This window comes from Marinomonas shanghaiensis, assembly GCF_003259175.1.
Lineage (GTDB): Bacteria > Pseudomonadota > Gammaproteobacteria > Pseudomonadales > Marinomonadaceae > Marinomonas > Marinomonas shanghaiensis.
Genome location: NZ_QGOK01000007.1, coordinates 38,576 through 55,387, shown reverse-complemented (window position 1 = coordinate 55,387; position 16,812 = coordinate 38,576). Strand labels below are relative to the sequence as shown.

13 protein-coding genes are annotated in these 16,812 nt (G+C 44.3%); 9 read left to right on the top strand and 4 right to left on the bottom strand.

Annotated features, from left to right (window positions below; translation table 11 throughout):
• Positions 1–29: 29 nt before the first annotated feature.
• The 5 genes from DKT73_RS07180 to DKT73_RS07165 all read left to right on the top strand — a co-directional run bounded on the left by DKT73_RS07180 (position 30) and on the right by DKT73_RS07165 (position 5,679).
• Complete coding sequence (locus DKT73_RS07180) at positions 30–683, top strand: potassium channel family protein (protein WP_111637885.1); 654 nt, start codon at positions 30–32, stop codon at positions 681–683.
• A gap of 1 nt (position 684) precedes the next feature.
• Positions 685–2,052, top strand: a complete 1,368-nt coding sequence (locus DKT73_RS07175) for a TrkH family potassium uptake protein (RefSeq protein ID WP_111637884.1) — start codon at positions 685–687, stop codon at positions 2,050–2,052.
• Positions 2,053–2,126: 74 nt separating this feature from the next.
• Positions 2,127–3,116, top strand: coding sequence for an AAA family ATPase (locus tag DKT73_RS07170; RefSeq protein ID WP_111637883.1), 990 nt, complete (start codon positions 2,127–2,129; stop codon positions 3,114–3,116).
• A gap of 20 nt (positions 3,117–3,136) precedes the next feature.
• Entirely contained in the window at positions 3,137–3,721 is a 585-nt protein-coding gene (locus tag DKT73_RS20265) for a hypothetical protein (protein ID WP_232827809.1), read from the top strand.
• Complete coding sequence (locus DKT73_RS07165; protein ID WP_232827808.1) at positions 3,682–5,679, top strand: S8 family peptidase; 1,998 nt, start codon at positions 3,682–3,684, stop codon at positions 5,677–5,679. The genes DKT73_RS20265 and DKT73_RS07165 overlap by 40 nt, the downstream gene beginning before the upstream one ends.
• Positions 5,680–5,742: 63 nt before the next feature.
• On the opposite strand, the gene mnmE is transcribed toward DKT73_RS07165, so the two are convergent.
• The 4 genes from mnmE to rpmH form a co-directional block, all read right to left on the bottom strand.
• Positions 5,743–7,122: a tRNA uridine-5-carboxymethylaminomethyl(34) synthesis GTPase MnmE gene (gene mnmE, locus DKT73_RS07160; protein ID WP_111638037.1), complete on the bottom strand. Its 1,380-nt coding sequence runs from the start codon at positions 7,120–7,122 to the stop codon at positions 5,743–5,745.
• A 137-nt stretch (positions 7,123–7,259) separates the two neighbouring features.
• On the bottom strand, positions 7,260–8,915 hold the full coding sequence (yidC, locus tag DKT73_RS07155; RefSeq protein ID WP_111637882.1) for a membrane protein insertase YidC: 1,656 nt from the start codon (positions 8,913–8,915) through the stop codon (positions 7,260–7,262).
• A 95-nt stretch (positions 8,916–9,010) separates the two neighbouring features.
• Positions 9,011–9,409, bottom strand: coding sequence for a ribonuclease P protein component (gene rnpA, locus DKT73_RS07150; RefSeq protein WP_111637881.1), 399 nt, complete (start codon positions 9,407–9,409; stop codon positions 9,011–9,013).
• An 8-nt stretch (positions 9,410–9,417) separates the two neighbouring features.
• The gene (gene rpmH, locus DKT73_RS07145; protein WP_012072147.1) at positions 9,418–9,552 is read right to left on the bottom strand and encodes a 50S ribosomal protein L34; all 135 of its coding nucleotides are present in this window, start codon (positions 9,550–9,552) and stop codon (positions 9,418–9,420) included.
• Positions 9,553–10,062: 510 nt separating this feature from the next.
• Here rpmH and dnaA point away from each other — a divergent pair.
• The 4 genes from dnaA to gyrB all read left to right on the top strand — a co-directional run bounded on the left by dnaA (position 10,063) and on the right by gyrB (position 16,372).
• On the top strand, positions 10,063–11,613 hold the full coding sequence (gene dnaA / locus DKT73_RS07135) for a chromosomal replication initiator protein DnaA (RefSeq protein ID WP_111637879.1): 1,551 nt from the start codon (positions 10,063–10,065) through the stop codon (positions 11,611–11,613).
• Positions 11,614–11,645: 32 nt separating this feature from the next.
• Positions 11,646–12,743 carry a DNA polymerase III subunit beta gene (gene dnaN, locus DKT73_RS07130; protein WP_111637878.1) on the top strand — a complete coding sequence of 366 codons (1,098 nt, stop codon included), beginning with the start codon at positions 11,646–11,648 and terminating at the stop codon, positions 12,741–12,743.
• A gap of 98 nt (positions 12,744–12,841) precedes the next feature.
• Positions 12,842–13,948, top strand: a complete 1,107-nt coding sequence (gene recF / locus DKT73_RS07125; RefSeq protein WP_111637877.1) for a DNA replication/repair protein RecF — start codon at positions 12,842–12,844, stop codon at positions 13,946–13,948.
• Positions 13,949–16,372: a DNA topoisomerase (ATP-hydrolyzing) subunit B gene (gene gyrB / locus DKT73_RS07120; RefSeq protein ID WP_111637876.1), complete on the top strand. Its 2,424-nt coding sequence runs from the start codon at positions 13,949–13,951 to the stop codon at positions 16,370–16,372.
• Positions 16,373–16,812: the final 440 nt, after the last annotated feature.

The following is a 16,812-nucleotide window of genomic DNA, read 5'->3' as shown; positions in this document are numbered from 1 at the left end:
TTCAAAAATACGAATAAAAGGTAATCAATATGGCGCATTTTACGGTGATTGGTTTGGGTCGTTTTGGCATTGCAGCCAGCATGGAGCTGATTTACTTGGGCCACACGGTCACAGGGGTAGATCGAGACGCAAAAATTGCGGAAAAGTACGTCGATGATTTCACCCAAGTGATGATTTGTGATTCCACCGATGAAAATGCGTTAAAAGAACTCGACCTAATCAACAGCGATGCTGTGCTGGTGGCGATTGGTGAAGACATGGAATCCAGCCTGTTGTGCATTTTGGCACTGAAAAAGCTCGGCGTAAAAGAAATCTGGGTCAAAGCCAGTAGCCGCGCGCATCACACCATTGTCTCCAAACTCGGCGTGGCACGAATCATTCATCCTGAAGAAGAAATGGGTGTGCGTGTTGCTCAGGCATTGAATTACCCGATGGTGAACGATTATTTGTCTATTGGTCACGGCTTGTATGTGGTGGAGATTCACATTAAACCACCGTTAGATGGACGCCCACTTGGGGGTGTTTTAGACCCAGCAAAAGGAAAAGTCGACGCGGTGATGGTTAAACGTGAGCAAGAGACATTTTTACAGTTAGACAAAACCTTTATTCTAAAAGAAAAAGACATCTTGTTATTGTGTGGTTTGCGAAGCGAGCTTAAACACATTGCGCCAAGGTTGGTGTGATATGGTGAATTGGGATCCCGCGGTGGTGGCCATTGAGCGTCATCCAAACGCGGCAAAAAAAATCATGGCGGCGCCACCTTTGATTTTGTGTGGTGGTTTCTTATTGCTGATTATTATTGGTACCTTGTTGCTTAAATTGCCGATGGCTACCACACAACCGATTTCATGGTTACACAGTGTGTTTACGGCAACATCGGCGGTGACTGTAACGGGCCTTGTGGTGCAAGATACAGGCACGATATTCACTACCTTTGGTCAAGTGGTGATTGCACTTTTGATTCAATGTGGTGGTCTTGGCTTAATGACCTTCGCTATCGTCACTCTTGTGGCGTTAGGCGGCCGTATTGGCTTTTTGCAACGTACGGTAGCGATTGAAGCATTTAATCAAACAGACGCCTCCACCATCGTTTCTACGGCGAAGTCTGTATTACTGTTTTCCTTGATTGTCGAAGTGATCGGCATGTTGATTCTCACGCTGCATTGGAGTGAGACGTTAGGTTGGAAAACGGCTTTGTTTCATGGTTTTTTCTACACCATTAGCGCCTTTAATAACGCTGGATTTGCGCTTTCATCGGCAAGTTTAATGCCTTATGTAGCCGATCCTATCGTGAATTTCACCATTAGCGGTTTGTTTATTATCGGCGGCTTGGGGTTTTCTGTATGGATCGATCTGATGAAAAATCGCCGCTGGGCGAGGCTTTCGCCCTACAGCAAAATGATGATTACCGGCACTGTTGTCATCAATTTGGTGGCCTTGCTTACGATTTATTTTATTGAATACAGCAATCCAAACACGCTTGGTCCACTGAGCGAAACAGGCAAATGGCTGGCGTCTTGGTTTCAAGCGGTTACGCCACGTACGGCGGGTTTTAACACGCTCGCCATTGAAGAACTAAGAGATGCCACGACCGCACTGATGTTGGTGCTGATGTTCATTGGTGGTGGGTCTTTGAGTACCGCTAGCGGTATCAAGGTCGTGACTTTTATGTTGTTGGTTTTAGCAACTTACGCTTACCTGCGCCGCGATGAAGAAGTAAACGTGTTTAAGCGCGAGATTCCTAAGGAAGTGATCAGCAAAGCGCTGGCCTTGAGCATGATTTCCATCGGTGTCACTTGGTTGGCTATATTCGTATTATTGGTGAGTGAAAAACACGCGCAGATGATCGACGTGGTGTTCGAAGCCGTATCGGCATTGGGTACGGTTGGCCTTTCTCGTGGCTTAACTGGTTCCTTGAGTAACACGGGGGAAGGCATCATCATCTTCTTGATGTTTATCGGCCGCCTTGGGCCATTGACGCTCGCCTACTTCCTCGCCAGCCCAAGAAGCAAAAAAGTCCGCTATCCAAAAGTCAAAATGACCGTGGGTTAAGAGCTGAATTTATGCCATACTTCAGGCTTTACTGAGTGAATAATAAAACCTTGAGGTTTTATGGAGATTGAATAATGGCTACTGCGGAACAACTAAAAGCGCTTTTAAAGAGTCACGCTGAACGTGACGATCAGCGTTTTTACTCTGTTGCCCTTCAGGTTGCTGCCAAGGAAGCTCGACAGGGGCATAATAAGCTTGCGAGCGATATTAAAAATCTTGTTGAGAAATCTCAGCGTTCTACCAATAAGCCGAGTCTAGCATCGTCTAGAACTATACCTTTTGCGCAACAGAATCAAAGTGAGTTAAAAGGTCTACTAGAGCTCACTCCACACAGTGTTCGTCTTAATGAGCTTGTTCTTTCTGATGACATACAAGAACGTATGGAGAAGGTGATATTAGAACAACGTCAGAAGGACAAACTCAGTCAGTTTGGTTTGCAGCCGCGTAGAAAACTTCTTTTTACTGGTTCTCCTGGAACTGGCAAGACAATGTCTGCATCTATGTTGGCAACAGAGTTAAAATTACCTCTTTATACAATCGTCCTAGATAATCTTATTACACGTTTTATGGGAGAGACTGCTGCAAAGTTGCGTTTGATCTTTGATCATATAAGGCAAACAAGAGCTGTTTATCTTTTTGACGAATTTGATGCTATAGGAACTCAACGAGGTGCACCCAATGATGTTGGGGAAATTCGTAGGGTGTTAAACTCATTTTTGTTATTTGTAGAGCAAGATGCATCAGAGAGTATTATTGTTGCAGCTACAAACCATCCAGAGCTACTAGATCAAGCACTTTATAGAAGATTTGATGACATCATTAAGTTTGAAAAACCAAAATTTGATCAAATATGCCTTCTTATTCAAAATCGTCTATCACTTTTCGATACTGATGATTTTGATTGGGGGATGGTTGCTGAAGCTGCAAATGGTTTGAGCTCTGCTGAGATTACCCGATCTTGTGAAGACGCAGCTAAAGAAGCTGTTTTGAATTTTAATGCAAAAATAACAAGTGAAATACTGTTAAAGGCCTTTTCTAGAAGGCAGTCAGGTAATAACAAATAAAAAGTATATAAGGGAATTGTATGGTTTCTAAAAGGAAGCATTTAGATGTAGCTAGGTTTTTCATTGAGGAAAATTTTAAGTCTAAAAGAACCGGTCGAACCCCAGGAGTTCCTGGACGAAATAGAAACCAACATGGAAGTCACTTAAGAGGTCAATATCAGAATTTAATTGATGCTTATGACCAAAAAAGAGAACATGAAGTTGATACTATAACGGATGATTCAGGAATATATGTTGAAATTATTAGTGTAGATGGGTGTAAGCTTCCGTTAGATAGTTTGGATAACAGAGATTTTAAACTCTGTTCTTGTCAAATGCGGGAAAATAAGGAGTTCGCTTTAGTCTTCATACCTGAAGATCGGCGAGATACTTTCCTTAAAAAAATACAGCAGTATTTAGATCCTCAAAAAGACGGAAAACCAAATGAGGATGGAGTATCTTTTCCTCGAAACCATGCATTAATAGATAGTATTTCTGAGATTAGGCTTGCAAGCTTAGAGTCATTTTGGACAGACCCACCAGAACTTTTTCCCACAGACCGAGACAACGATGTTTGGTGGGAGTTATGGTTGAAAAAAATGCAATTGATGGTGTTGAAAATATAGCTGCTTCTCTTGCAGAAAGAGTAAATGGTCGTTTAGGAAATACATCCATATCATTTTTCAATTCATTTGTTGTTCTTATTAAATCTTCAGTTCGTAATTTAGAAAAAGCACCAGAATTGATTTCAAATTTAGAAGAAATTCGAAAAGCTAAGGACACACCTGTTCCAATACTTAGTTCTTCACCAAAGGAACAACAAGAGTGGCTGCAGAGCATTTCTGATCGAGTTTCTTTTTCAGAGAATATAACAACTAGTGTATCAATTCTGGATACTGGCGTTAATTATAATAACATGCTGTTAAGTAAAGTGTGTTGTGATGATTTTGCAGTTTCTTGGGATCCTGATTGGCCTAAATACGATCAATATCAACCACTAGCACCGTTTAATGAGCATGGTTCGTTGCAAGCAGGACTAGCAGCATTTGGGAGTTTGATGGATGTCGTATTGGAAAATAGCGCCATTCAACTGTCACATGTTATTGAGTCAGCAAGAATTTTACCTCCGCAAGGCAACAATGATCCCTTGCTATATGGGGCTATAACGGTAGGAACAGCATACAAACTTGAAGTAGATAGGCCTGATTTAAATAGAGTATATAGTCTTGCTGTTACTTCTGATCATGAGATAGAAAGTGGCAGACCTTCTTCATGGTCTGCAGAAATTGATCAATTCACTTCTGGTATGCAAGATGGAAAGCAGAGACTTTTTGTTATTTCTGCTGGTAACAACTTAGATATTCGTCCTGACCAAGACTACTGGGATCAAGTAAATCTCGCGCAGATAGAAGATCCAGCTCAAGCATGGAATGCTATTACAGTTGGGGCATATACAGAAATGACAACAAATGATGATCCCAATTTTGAAGGTTGGTCGCCGTTTGCGATGGAGGGAGATGTTGCTCCATCAAGTCGTTCTTCAGTGAATTGGGCATGGAGAAGGCAAGCACCATTTAAACCTGATGTTGTTGCTGAAGGTGGAAATCGGCTTTTGTCACCAGATAGGACGGAAGTTAGTAATGAAGATACGGTTGGATTATTAACAACATCAGGAAGAACCACAGGTCAGGTTTTTGAGCGGGGAAGTGATACAAGCGCTGCATGTGCTTTAGTTTCTCGGTGTGCGGCCCAGTTAACAGCCGAATATCCAGAATTTTGGCCTGAAACTATCCGAGGCTTAATAATCCATTCTGCGGAGTGGACTCCACGAATGATGGAGCGATTTGGGCTACTAAGTGCTGTGCATAGTCCTAAAGTGGCAAAAGAAACCTTGCTACGTACAGTTGGATATGGTGTTACAAATATTGATAAAGCTAGATACAGTGCTGATCATGCACTTACTTTGATCGCTGAGGGGGAGATTCAACCATTTATAAAACCTCAAAATGCTAGTGCATCATCCGATCCTAAATTAAATCAAATGAAGCTTTATCAGTTACCTTGGCCTTTGACTGAGTTGCAAAACTTACCACCAGAGTTAGAGGTTAAATTAAAAGTTACGTTATCGTATTTCATAGAACCTAACCCCGGAAGACGAGGATATCGTACAAGATATAGCTATCAATCTCATGGTTTAAGGTTTGAAACAATCAGACCTGGGCAGTCACTTGAGAACTTCCGTGCTTACATTAATGGTTTAGCAAATATGGATGATTATGATGGGCCAGAGGGTGACAGTGATGGGTGGTTCTTAGGAGGTCAATTGAGAACAAGAGGCTCAGTTCATTCAGATGAATGGACTGGTAGTGCTCAAGATCTAGCTGACATGCACACCATAGCTGTTTTTCCTGTAGGCGGATGGTGGAAGTATAAAACTGCGGAAGATCGGTGGGAAAATAGAGTGCGGTTTAGCCTTCTTGTTAGTATCGAAGTTCCGGATGAAAATGTTGATATTTACTCTGTAATAGAAAATCAGATTCAAGTAGCAATAGAAAATCAGGTTGAAATAGAAATTACAACTTGATGAGCCATTTTGGTTTATGGGCTCTAGTATTGTTTAAACTACCGTACCAGAGCCTACACTTGTTCACTTCCCAATACAAAACGAGCCAAAGATGCGGCCTAGCAGGTCGTCGCTGGTAAAAGCGCCGGTGATTTCGCTAAGCGCTTGTTGGGCTTCTTTGAGATCTTCGGCGAGTAACTCTCCTGCGCCGTAGCCGTGCAGTTGTTCGTTACCGGCGTCTAAAAAGCGGTTGGCTTTGTTAAGTGCTTCAATGTGGCGACGACGAGCAATAAACCCCCCTTCAGTGGTGCTGTCGAAGCCCATGACGGCTTTTAGATGTTCAGTCAAGTCGTTAACGCCCTCACCTGTTTTGGCTGATAGAGAGACAACAGGGACGCCTGAGATCATTTCTATACCTGTGCCTTCTTTGGTTAAGTCGACTTTATTGCGCACCAAGGTAAGGTGTTTGGTGTTGCCCAGTTTTTCCATGAATTCTGGCCAGATTTCGCTTGGGTCTTTGGAATCAATGGATTGGCTGTCGACCATCATCAGAATGCGATCGGCTTTGCTGATTTCGTCCCAGGCGCGCTGAATACCAATGCGCTCTACTTCGTCTGGGCTGTCACGCAAGCCTGCTGTATCGATAATGTGCAGCGGCATGCCGTCAAGATGGATATGCTCGCGCAAGACGTCTCGTGTCGTGCCTTCTATGTTGGTGACAATGGCGGATTCTTTGCCAGACAAGGCGTTTAACAAGCTGGATTTACCGGCATTCGGACGCCCTGCTATCACCACATTCATGCCTTCGCGGATCAAAGCGCCTTGGTTCGCTTCTTTCAGGACTTCTGCCAGTTTCGTTTGAATGCCAGCCAGCTCCGCTGCGACTTTGCCGTCACCGATGAAGTCGATTTCTTCTTCTGGGAAATCAATCGCGGCTTCTACGTAAATACGCAGATGAATTAAGGCTTCGACCAATTCGTCTACGCGTTTTGAAAAAGCACCTTGCAAGGAACGTAAGGCGCATTTAGCCGCTTGTTCTGAGGTACTGTCGATTAAGTCGGCAATGGCTTCCGCTTGGGTTAAGTCCATTTTGTCATTCATAAAAGCGCGTTCAGAGAATTCGCCCGGACGAGCTAAACGGGCGCCAAGTGCCACACAGTGACTCAGCAGCATGTCCATAATGACGGGGCCGCCATGGCCTTGCAGTTCAAAGACGTCTTCGCCAGTGAAGGAGTTGGGCCCTGGAAAATACAAGGCGATGCCTTCATCGAGCTGTTCTTGATTCGTGGTTTTAAATGGCACGTAGTGGGCATAACGTGGTTTGGGTTCAAAGCCGATTATCTGCTTGGCGATGGCAAGGCTTTTTGGCCCTGATAAACGAATAATCCCTACGCCACCTCGGCCGGGAGCGGTGGCTTGTGCGGCAATCGTGTCTTGGTCTGTGGCGTATTGGAAATCGGTCATAATCAAACTCTGTGCGGTAAAAGAAAATAAATAGAAGTGTCTGTCATTGTCCGTTAGCAAGGCAAACATGGCAATCTAAACGTAAAAAAGGCCTCCCAATGGGAAGCCTTTTTTGAAATCAAAGACCAATTTTTATATTAGGCTTCTTTTTCGATACGTTTCGTAATGATGTACTGCTGTATGATTGACAAGGTGTTGTTTGTCACCCAGTACAGTACCAAACCGCTTGGGAACCACAAGAAGAAGAAGGTAAATGCGATCGGCATAATCTTCATGATTCGAGCTTGCATCGGATCTGGTGGTGTCGGGTTAAGCATTTGCTGCCCCATCATACTAAGACCCATTAAAATAGGCAGTACGAAGTATGGATCCATCACAGATAAGTCATGGATCCATAAAAAGAATGGTGCATGACGTAACTCAACGGATTCCATCAAAACCCAGTACAAAGAAAGGAAAACCGGCATTTGTACCAAAATAGGTAAACAGCCCCCTAGTGGGTTTATTTTCTCTTTTTTGTAAAGCGCCATCATGGCTTGCGACATCTTTTGACGGTCATCACCGTACTGATCTTTCAGCTTGGCAATTTCAGGGCCGAATTTACGCATTTTCGCCATAGAGCGATAGCTTGCAGCAGATAACTTGAAGAAGATGGCTTTTACACACACCACGATCAAGATAATCGCAATACCCCAGTTGACCACATAAGATTGGATCAAGGTTAACAACCAGAACAATGGCTTAGCTAACCACCATAGCCAACCGTAATCTACGGTCAGATCTAGGTTTTCAGCAGTGCTCTCAAGATGATCTTGTAGCTTAGGACCAACATAGAAAGTTGAGCTTAATGTACCTTGTTTGCCTGATGCGATTTCTACAGGAGAACCGGTGAATCCAATGATGTTAAAGTCACCGTTAGTTCGCGCTTGCAAAGTGACTTTCTGGCCTTGCTCAGGGATCCAAGCAGACACAAAATAGTGTTGCAGCAATGCAACCCAACCTTGTGTTGTGGTGGTTTTGAGCGGTTCTTCTTTCATGTCAGAAAAAGATACTTTTTTGTATTTATTCTGCTCATCAGAAACCGCACCACCTAGGTAAGGCTGTAATCCCATGCTAGTGGCAGTACTTGGATCTGCTGAATTGTCACGTTTAATCTGCGCAAACAGATTACCGCGCCACGTACTTGAAGACGTGTTATCAACAGTGATCAATTGGCGAATACGGTACTGACCTTTCGTAAAACGGAAGGTTTTGGTGTATTTCACGCCTTTTGCATCGGTGTAATACAGATTTACGTCAAGAGAATCTTCACCATCCGCCAAGGTATAAGTCGTTTTTTCTGACTGATAGACAGGGCGACCTTCTGGCGAAGCATCTGGACCATTTTGTCCGACTAAACCACTTTGCGTGACATAAGTGCGCGCTGAGCCGTCTTCTAAAATGACATAAGGATCTGGTTGGCCTAATTCTTTTTTGTATTGAAGCAGGGCCGCTTCTACAAGGTCACCGCCAACTGGGTTAATGGCAACACGCAAGGTATCGGTTGTCACTTCTATCAGTTTTCCGGGTGCAATTTGGCTCACACTTTGCGGAATCTCGGCATTCGCCTCGGTTGTACTTTGAGTTGCCATTGGCAAATCATCGTTCATTTGAGAATTTGTCTCAGATTGAGACTGTGTGCTTTGAGCTACGCTTTGAGTGGACTGAGGACCATAATCTTGGCTCCACTGTAAAAACAGCATGTAGCCACTGATAAAAAGCGCACCCCATAAAAAGTAACGTCTGAAATCCATGGTATTCAACTAATTCATTTGGTTAGACAAGCAGGTTCATTGAACCCTTATAAAAATCACGCGCTATTAAACCAGCCTTTGGCAGTTTTTTCAGCCTATTTCTGCTTATCTTGATCGCGTTTTTTATTTTGAGTGGGTTTTAAGGCTTTTTTTGCCAACTGATCCCATGCTTTATCGAGTCGGTTGTGCAAATCGGCGTTTTCCAATTCTTTGATGCCTTGTCGAGCTAAAAAGACAATATCAAGACCGGAAAGAGGAATTTTGTGGTGACGAAAGGAATCACGCACCAAGCGTTTGATACGATTCCGGCCTACTGCACGTTTATCCGTTTTTTTCGACACAATAAGACCCAACCGAGTTTGGTTGTCATCTCGTTTTCGTGCCAATAAAAGGAATTCGCCTGCAAAGACTTTGGAGGAGGTGTCGTTAAAGACAGATTGATAATCCCCGGCATTCAGAAGTCTGACGTGCCGAGGAAAACAATATTCGGTCATCAGCGTACTTATGCGCTTAGAACCTTGCGGCCGCGAGCACGACGACGAGCGATAACTTGACGTCCGCCTTTAGTAGCCATACGAGCACGGAAACCGTGGTTACGTTTGCGTTTTAGAACGCTAGGTTGGAAAGTTCTTTTCATCTTAATTCTCTCACTGAATGCAGTGTTTGAGTTTTGAGGGTTAGCTCGCGCCAAGCCTCTACATTTGATTGGTCAAATCAGGGCGCGGATTTTAGAGGCTTTTTCCAGTAAATTCAATGCTTCCAGAGGGGAATTGTAAAAAAAAGAACCACACAATTCATTCAACACTTACACACAGACTTCTACCAAAGAAGTGGATAAAGAAATTAGAAGAGAAAACTTTTATCCACAGAGAGAAAAAATACATCTTTAATGTGTATAAAAATCAAAACGATAAAATGTTTCCCACATGTGAATAAGATAAAAATAAAGAGATTTTAATGTGTGTATAACTTGATGGTTTATGCACACAAAAAATTTTTATCTACGCTTGTGCATAACCCTATATGTTATTAACATTTTTTGATTTTCAGACGGATGCGGTTTTTTTCTATTTATGTGTGGATAACTTTAAATGGCCGATGTAAAATCCGCTCCTTGTCTGTCACTCAACCAGGGAGTACGTCTACAGTGTCTTTGGAGCATTGGAATCTTTGTCTGCAGCGCTTGCAGAGTGAGTTTTCCACATCTCAGTTCAACACCTGGATTCGTCCATTGCAGGCTGAAATGATGCCGAATGGAGAATTGTGCCTAAGTGCACCAAACCGTTTTGTGTTGGATTGGGTGAGTAACAAATATCAAACGCGCATCAAGGAATTATTGTCTGAATTTGCTGGCGATGATCTTGCCCCCGCTTTAAAGCTAGAGGTGAAGGCACAAAACTTCGCCCAAGCAAATTCGATGTCGCCACCACCGCCGCCGGTTTCAAACGAACCGGCTATTAGCCCTTTGAATAATGAAGTGGCTCGAGAATCTGGCTATCGTCCTGGCTTTGGTTTAATGGATGACGAAGAAGGCAGCCCCAACGCTGACCTTGAATTTGAAGCACCATTAACTTTATCGGGTACAGGATTACGCGGGGAGCTTGAACCTTATGAACAGGGGCAATTGCCATTAACGGCCCCCAAGCGAAAAGTTCAGGTAGAAGGTGGGATTAACCACGGCGCGAATCTGAATAACTCTTTTACCTTTGATAACTTTATCGAAGGTAAATCCAACCAGCTCGCTCATGCGGCGGCGTTACAGGTCGCAGAGAATCCTGGTGGTGCCTACAACCCTCTGTTTATATACGGTGGCGTTGGTCTAGGTAAGACTCACTTAATGCAAGCCGTCGGTACAGAGATGATGCGTCACAATCCGAATGCGAAGGTGGTTTACCTGCATTCTGAACGCTTCGTTGCTGACATGGTAAAAGCGCTTCAGTTGAACGCGATCAACGATTTCAAACGTTATTATCGTTCAGTTGATGCGTTACTCATTGATGATATTCAGTTTTTTGCCGGTAAAGACCGTACGCAAGAGGAGTTTTTTCACACCTTTAATGCTTTATTAGAAGGTGGCCAACAGATGATTTTGACCTGTGACCGCTATCCTAAAGAAATTCAAGGTCTGGAAGATCGTCTGAAATCGCGCTTTGGCTGGGGTTTAACGGTAGCCATTGAACCGCCAGAATTAGAAACCCGTGTGGCGATTTTGATGCGTAAAGCGGACGAAAGTGGCATTAAGTTGTCTTATGATTCGGCTTTCTTTATTGCACAGAAAATACGCTCCAACGTCCGTGAGTTAGAAGGCGCGCTCAAACGTGTCATTGCGAACTCACATTTTACTGGAAGAGCGATTACGCCAGATTTCGTGCGCGAATCGTTAAAAGACCTTTTGGCCTTGCAAGATAAGCTGGTAAACATCGATAATATCCAGCGGATTGTAGCGGAATACTACAAAATTAAGATCAGTGATCTGCTGTCGAAACGTCGTAGTCGATCGGTTGCACGTCCTCGCCAAGTGGCGATGTCGTTAGCCAAAGAATTGACCAACCACAGCTTACCAGAGATTGGCGATGCCTTTGGTGGCCGTGATCATACGACAGCCTTACATGCGATTCGCAAGATTAAAGAACTGCAAGATACGGATTCGGATATCCGTGAAGACTATAAACAATTGATGCGAATTCTGACCACCTGATGGTCTAAGACTTTGAGTTTACGAGGAAAATAATGAAATTTTCAGTCGTCCGCGAGACACTTCTTAAGCCACTACAACTAGTGGCAGGCGTTGTAGAGCGCAAACAAACCATGCCCGTCTTGGCCAACGTATTGGTGGAAGTGAAAGACCAAGTACTGACGTTGACAGGCTCTGACTTAGAAGTCGAATTGGTGGGACATGTACCATTAGACGAATGCGAAGAAGGCCGAATTACCGTGCCAGCGCGTAAGCTTATGGACATTTGCAAAAGCTTACCAGATAGCGCCGTGATTGAATTTACCTTGGATGATCAAAAAGCGGTCATACGCTCTGGTCGTTCACGCTTCAGCTTGTCGACCTTGCCGGCGGATGAATTCCCGAATATCCAAGATATGCAAGGTGATCTAAAAGTGTCTATCGCGCAAAACAGTGTCCGTCGTTTGATCGACCGTACGGGTTTTGCGATGGCGAACCAAGATGTGCGTTATTACCTTAATGGTATGTTGCTCGAAGTGGCCGATGGTCAACTACGGGTTGTAGCGACCGACGGACATCGTCTAGCAACGGCGGTTGAAGACGCGCAAGTGAGCGGCGATTTGACGCAAGTGATTGTGCCTCGCAAAGGGGTGTTGGAATTAAATCGCTTGCTAAACGATACCGATGAAGTCGTTCAATTGACCATAGGGACAAACCATATTCGCGCCAAAGTCGCTGAATACGTCTTTACCTCTAAATTGGTCGATGGCAAATTCCCGGATTATCACCGTGTTATTCCGCGTAACAACGAAAAAATCGTCATTGCGGATCGTTTGGAATTACGCCAAGTATTCCTACGCGCATCGATTCTTTCTAACGAGAAATACCGTGGTGTGCGTTTGATTCTGTCTAATGGCATGTTGCAAGTGTTTGCCAATAACCCAGAGCAAGAAGAAGCGGAAGAATCCGTATTGGTTCAATACCAAGGCGACAATATGGAAGTGGGCTTCAACGTCGGTTACTTATTAGACGTACTTGGTGTTGTTGACTCCCAAGAAGTGCGCTTGTCATTGAATGACTCGAACAGCAGTGCCTTGATCGAAGAAGCACAAAGCCATGCCGCACAATACGTTGTGATGCCGATGCGTCTCTAATTGTCCTTTAGATGATAGACCTATCACCCACTTGGCGTTTTCGTTTTCTAAAGCGCCAAGTGGATTGTCTTCCCTACCCTAATTAAGGTTTAAGAGTTATGCCGCTGGTGCGTTTGGACATCTCTCATGTTCGCAACCTTTCTAGTGTGCGCTTTGAACCTTCGCCTCAAGTGAATGTGATTGTTGGCAAAAATGGCAGTGGTAAAACCTCCATATTGGAAGCCATTCACCTATTGTCGTTTGGGCGTTCTTTTCGTAGTCACAAACACAAAACCTACATTCAGCATGAAAATGAAGCCTGCATTGTCTTTGCACAGCTTCATCAAACGCAAGGCAGTCCGATTCGTGTCGGTTTGCAGCGTCATCGCGATGGTCAAATTGACGTGCGGATCCAAGGGCAACGAGCGCAATCAGTCATTGAGCTTGCTGAGCGTCTTCCTGTTCAGCTGATCAACCCCGATGCCTTTCGATTATTAGAAGGTTCTCCCAGCATTCGACGTCAATTTATCGACTGGGGGACATTTCATTACGATAAAGACTTCATTCAAGCGTGGCGAGGCTGGCAAAAAGCATTAAAACAGCGGAATACCTTGCTTAGACGTGGTAAAATATCCCTCAGTTTATTGGCGGCATTTGATCAGGAATTGATCCGACTGGGTGAGCATGTCAACCAATCTCGCAAAGCGTATGTGGAAAAATTAACGCCGCATTTTGTGAAGGTTTTATCGTTATTAACCACAGAGCTTTCGGTGAGTTTGCAGTTCTTTCAGGGCTGGGATGCACAAAAAAACTTACAGATGGCGGTTGAAGCGGGACGTGAGCGAGATATCGAGCTGGGTTACACACATACCGGTCCTCAACGTGCTGATTTACGCGTGAAAACCGCGACGGGAGATGCGTTAGATACCTTGTCTCGGGGTCAGCAAAAACTGGTTGTGTCTGCGTTGAAAATTGCTCAAGGACAGTTACTGATCGATATGGGCCGCCCGCTGGTATTTTTAGTGGATGATTTACCAGCTGAGTTGGACGCTAACCACAGGCAGAAATTGTGTCAGTTGTTGGAGTCACTAAACAGCCAAATTTTTATTACCAGTGTCGAGCCTGATACAACGGATTTTACTTGGGCCGACACCACAGACGTTCGTCAGTTTTCGATGAATAACGGCGAATTGTCTTTATTGAGCAAAGGTTTGCAGGAGAGTTAAATGAGTGAAAATAATTACGATTCGTCCAGTATCAAGGTGCTCAAAGGGCTAGATGCCGTACGTAAACGTCCAGGCATGTACATCGGTGACACGGACGATGGCACGGGTTTGCACCACATGGTGTTTGAAGTCGTGGATAACTCCATCGATGAAGCGCTTGCGGGTCACTGTGACACCATTACTGTATTGATTCACCCTGATGAATCGATTTCTGTTTCGGATAATGGCCGTGGTATTCCGGTTGATATACACGAAGAAGAAGGTGTTTCTGCTGCCGAAGTTATCATGACGGTACTGCATGCCGGTGGTAAGTTTGACGATAACTCATACAAGGTGTCTGGTGGTCTTCACGGTGTGGGTGTTTCAGTAGTAAACGCCCTATCAGAAGCGCTCACTTTAACGATCCGTAAGAATGGCAAAGTCTACGAGCAGCATTATGTTCATGGCGTTCCTCAAGCGCCTTTGGCTATTGTGGGTGACTCTGACGGTAAAGGCACAACGGTTCATTTCAAACCGTCTCCAGCGACGTTTAGCAATATTTTATTCATTTATGACATCTTGGCGAAGCGCCTGCGTGAATTGTCATTCTTGAACTCAGGTGTTGCCATTAAATTGAAAGATGAGCGCACGGGCAAAGAAGACTTTTTTAACTACAGTGGTGGTTTGCGCTCTTTTGTTGAGCATTTAAATACCAACAAAACGCCTATCAACGACATTTTCCATTTCATGTGCCAACGTGACGACCTAGAAGACGGTATTGCTGTAGAAGTCGCATTGCAGTGGAACGAAGGCTTCCAAGAAAACATCTACTGTTACACCAACAACATTCCACAGCGCGATGGTGGTACTCACCTTGCGGGGTTCCGTGGCGCTTTGACGCGTACCCTCAACACTTTCATTGAGAAAGAAGGGTTAGCGAAAAAGCAAAAAGTCGCGACAACGGGCGATGATTGCCGTGAAGGCTTGACCGCCATCGTATCGGTAAAAGTACCAGACCCAAAATTCTCTTCTCAGACCAAAGACAAGTTAGTGTCTTCTGAAGTAAAAACCGCCGTAGAACAAGAGATGACCAAGCGTTTCTCTGAATTTCTACTGGAAAAACCAAACGAAGCCAAAATCATCGTTAACAAAATGATCGACGCAGCGCGTGCCCGTGAAGCAGCACGTCGTGCCCGTGATATGACGCGCCGTAAAGGCGCGCTAGACATCGCAGGCTTGCCAGGTAAATTGGCCGATTGTCAGGAAAAAGACCCCGCGCTTTCTGAAATTTACCTAGTGGAGGGTGACTCTGCGGGTGGTTCGGCAAAACAAGGTCGTGATCGTCGTACGCAAGCGATTCTGCCGTTGAAAGGTAAGATTCTCAACGTCGAAAAAGCTCGCTTTGACAAAATGCTCGCGTCGGTTGAAGTGGGCACCCTGATTACGGCATTAGGTTGTGGTATCGGTCGTGATGAATTCAACGCCGACAAATTGCGTTACCACAGCATTGTTATCATGACCGATGCTGACGTGGATGGCTCGCACATCCGAACCCTGCTGTTGACCTTCTTCTTCCGTCAAATGCCAGAAATCATTGAACGTGGCCATATCTTTATTGCCCAACCCCCTTTGTTCAAAATCAAACGTGGTAAGCAAGAACAATACATCAAAGACGAAGCCGCATTGGATCAGCATTTGATCGAAGTGGCGTTAGACGGCGCTCATATGCACGTTAACGAAGAGGCGCCAGGCATCCAAGGTGAGCATTTAGCGAAATTGGTGCGTGACTACATTCAAATCGAAGCGGATATTGATCGTTTGTCTCGTGTGTACCCAAAAGATGTTATGGGTAAACTTCTGTACTGCAAACCCTTAACGCAAGACAGCTTGACCAAAGAAGCGGCCGTCTTGGAATGGGTTGACGCCATTCGCAATCAAATGCCACAAGATGCGCGTACCGGATTCCGTTTTGACTTCTCAGTAGAAAAAGACGACGAACGTAATATCTACTTACCAGTGGTCGACATCATGTCGCACGGTGTGTCTAACCGTTACCGTTTTGAAGGCACCTTCTTTAACTCGCCAGAATACAAACGTATTGTGACCATGGCGGAAACGGTTGCAGAACTGTTTGGTGAAGAGTCTTATATCCAGCGTGGCGAACGTCGTGAAGCGGTGAAAACCATCAGTGACATGAAGTCTTGGCTAATGAAAGAAGCGTCTCGTGGCATGACCATCCAGCGCTATAAGGGTTTGGGTGAGATGAACCCTGAGCAATTGTGGGAAACCACCATGGACCCAAGCGCTCGCCGCATGCTTCGCGTGACCATCGACGACGCCGTTGCCGCTGACCAAATGTTCACCACCTTAATGGGTGACGAAGTGGAGCCACGTCGTAACTTCATCCAAGACAACGCCTTGAACGTCGCCAACCTAGACGTTTAATTCAGTCTGAGTTTACTTACTAAAAAGCTTCGATGTTTTTATAGATGTCGGAGCTTTTTTGCTTTGTGTAATAATTTAATCTGAAAATGAGTTATTTGAAAATTATGTTTCAATATTGTTGGCAGTTTAGTTCGTCTTGGGGGATATATGGATACAGGTAGTTTAATTTTATTGATCATAAGCTTTTTTGCACTTGTGATTTTCGTGATTTATTACTTTGCTCAAGGAGGGAGTAATACTGAATGTTATAATTGTGGGCGAAAATTAAAGTTTGGTGAACATAAAGATTTTTCATATCTAAATTCTGATGGGGAAAGAAAGAACCTATGTTCTATCTGTTATAAAAAGCTTGAGAGATTGGCACATAAGGGGAGATATTGGTGAACTTTAATCAAAGAATAAAGCTTCACTTTTGTAAGATCGAGAAGCTTTATTTTGTT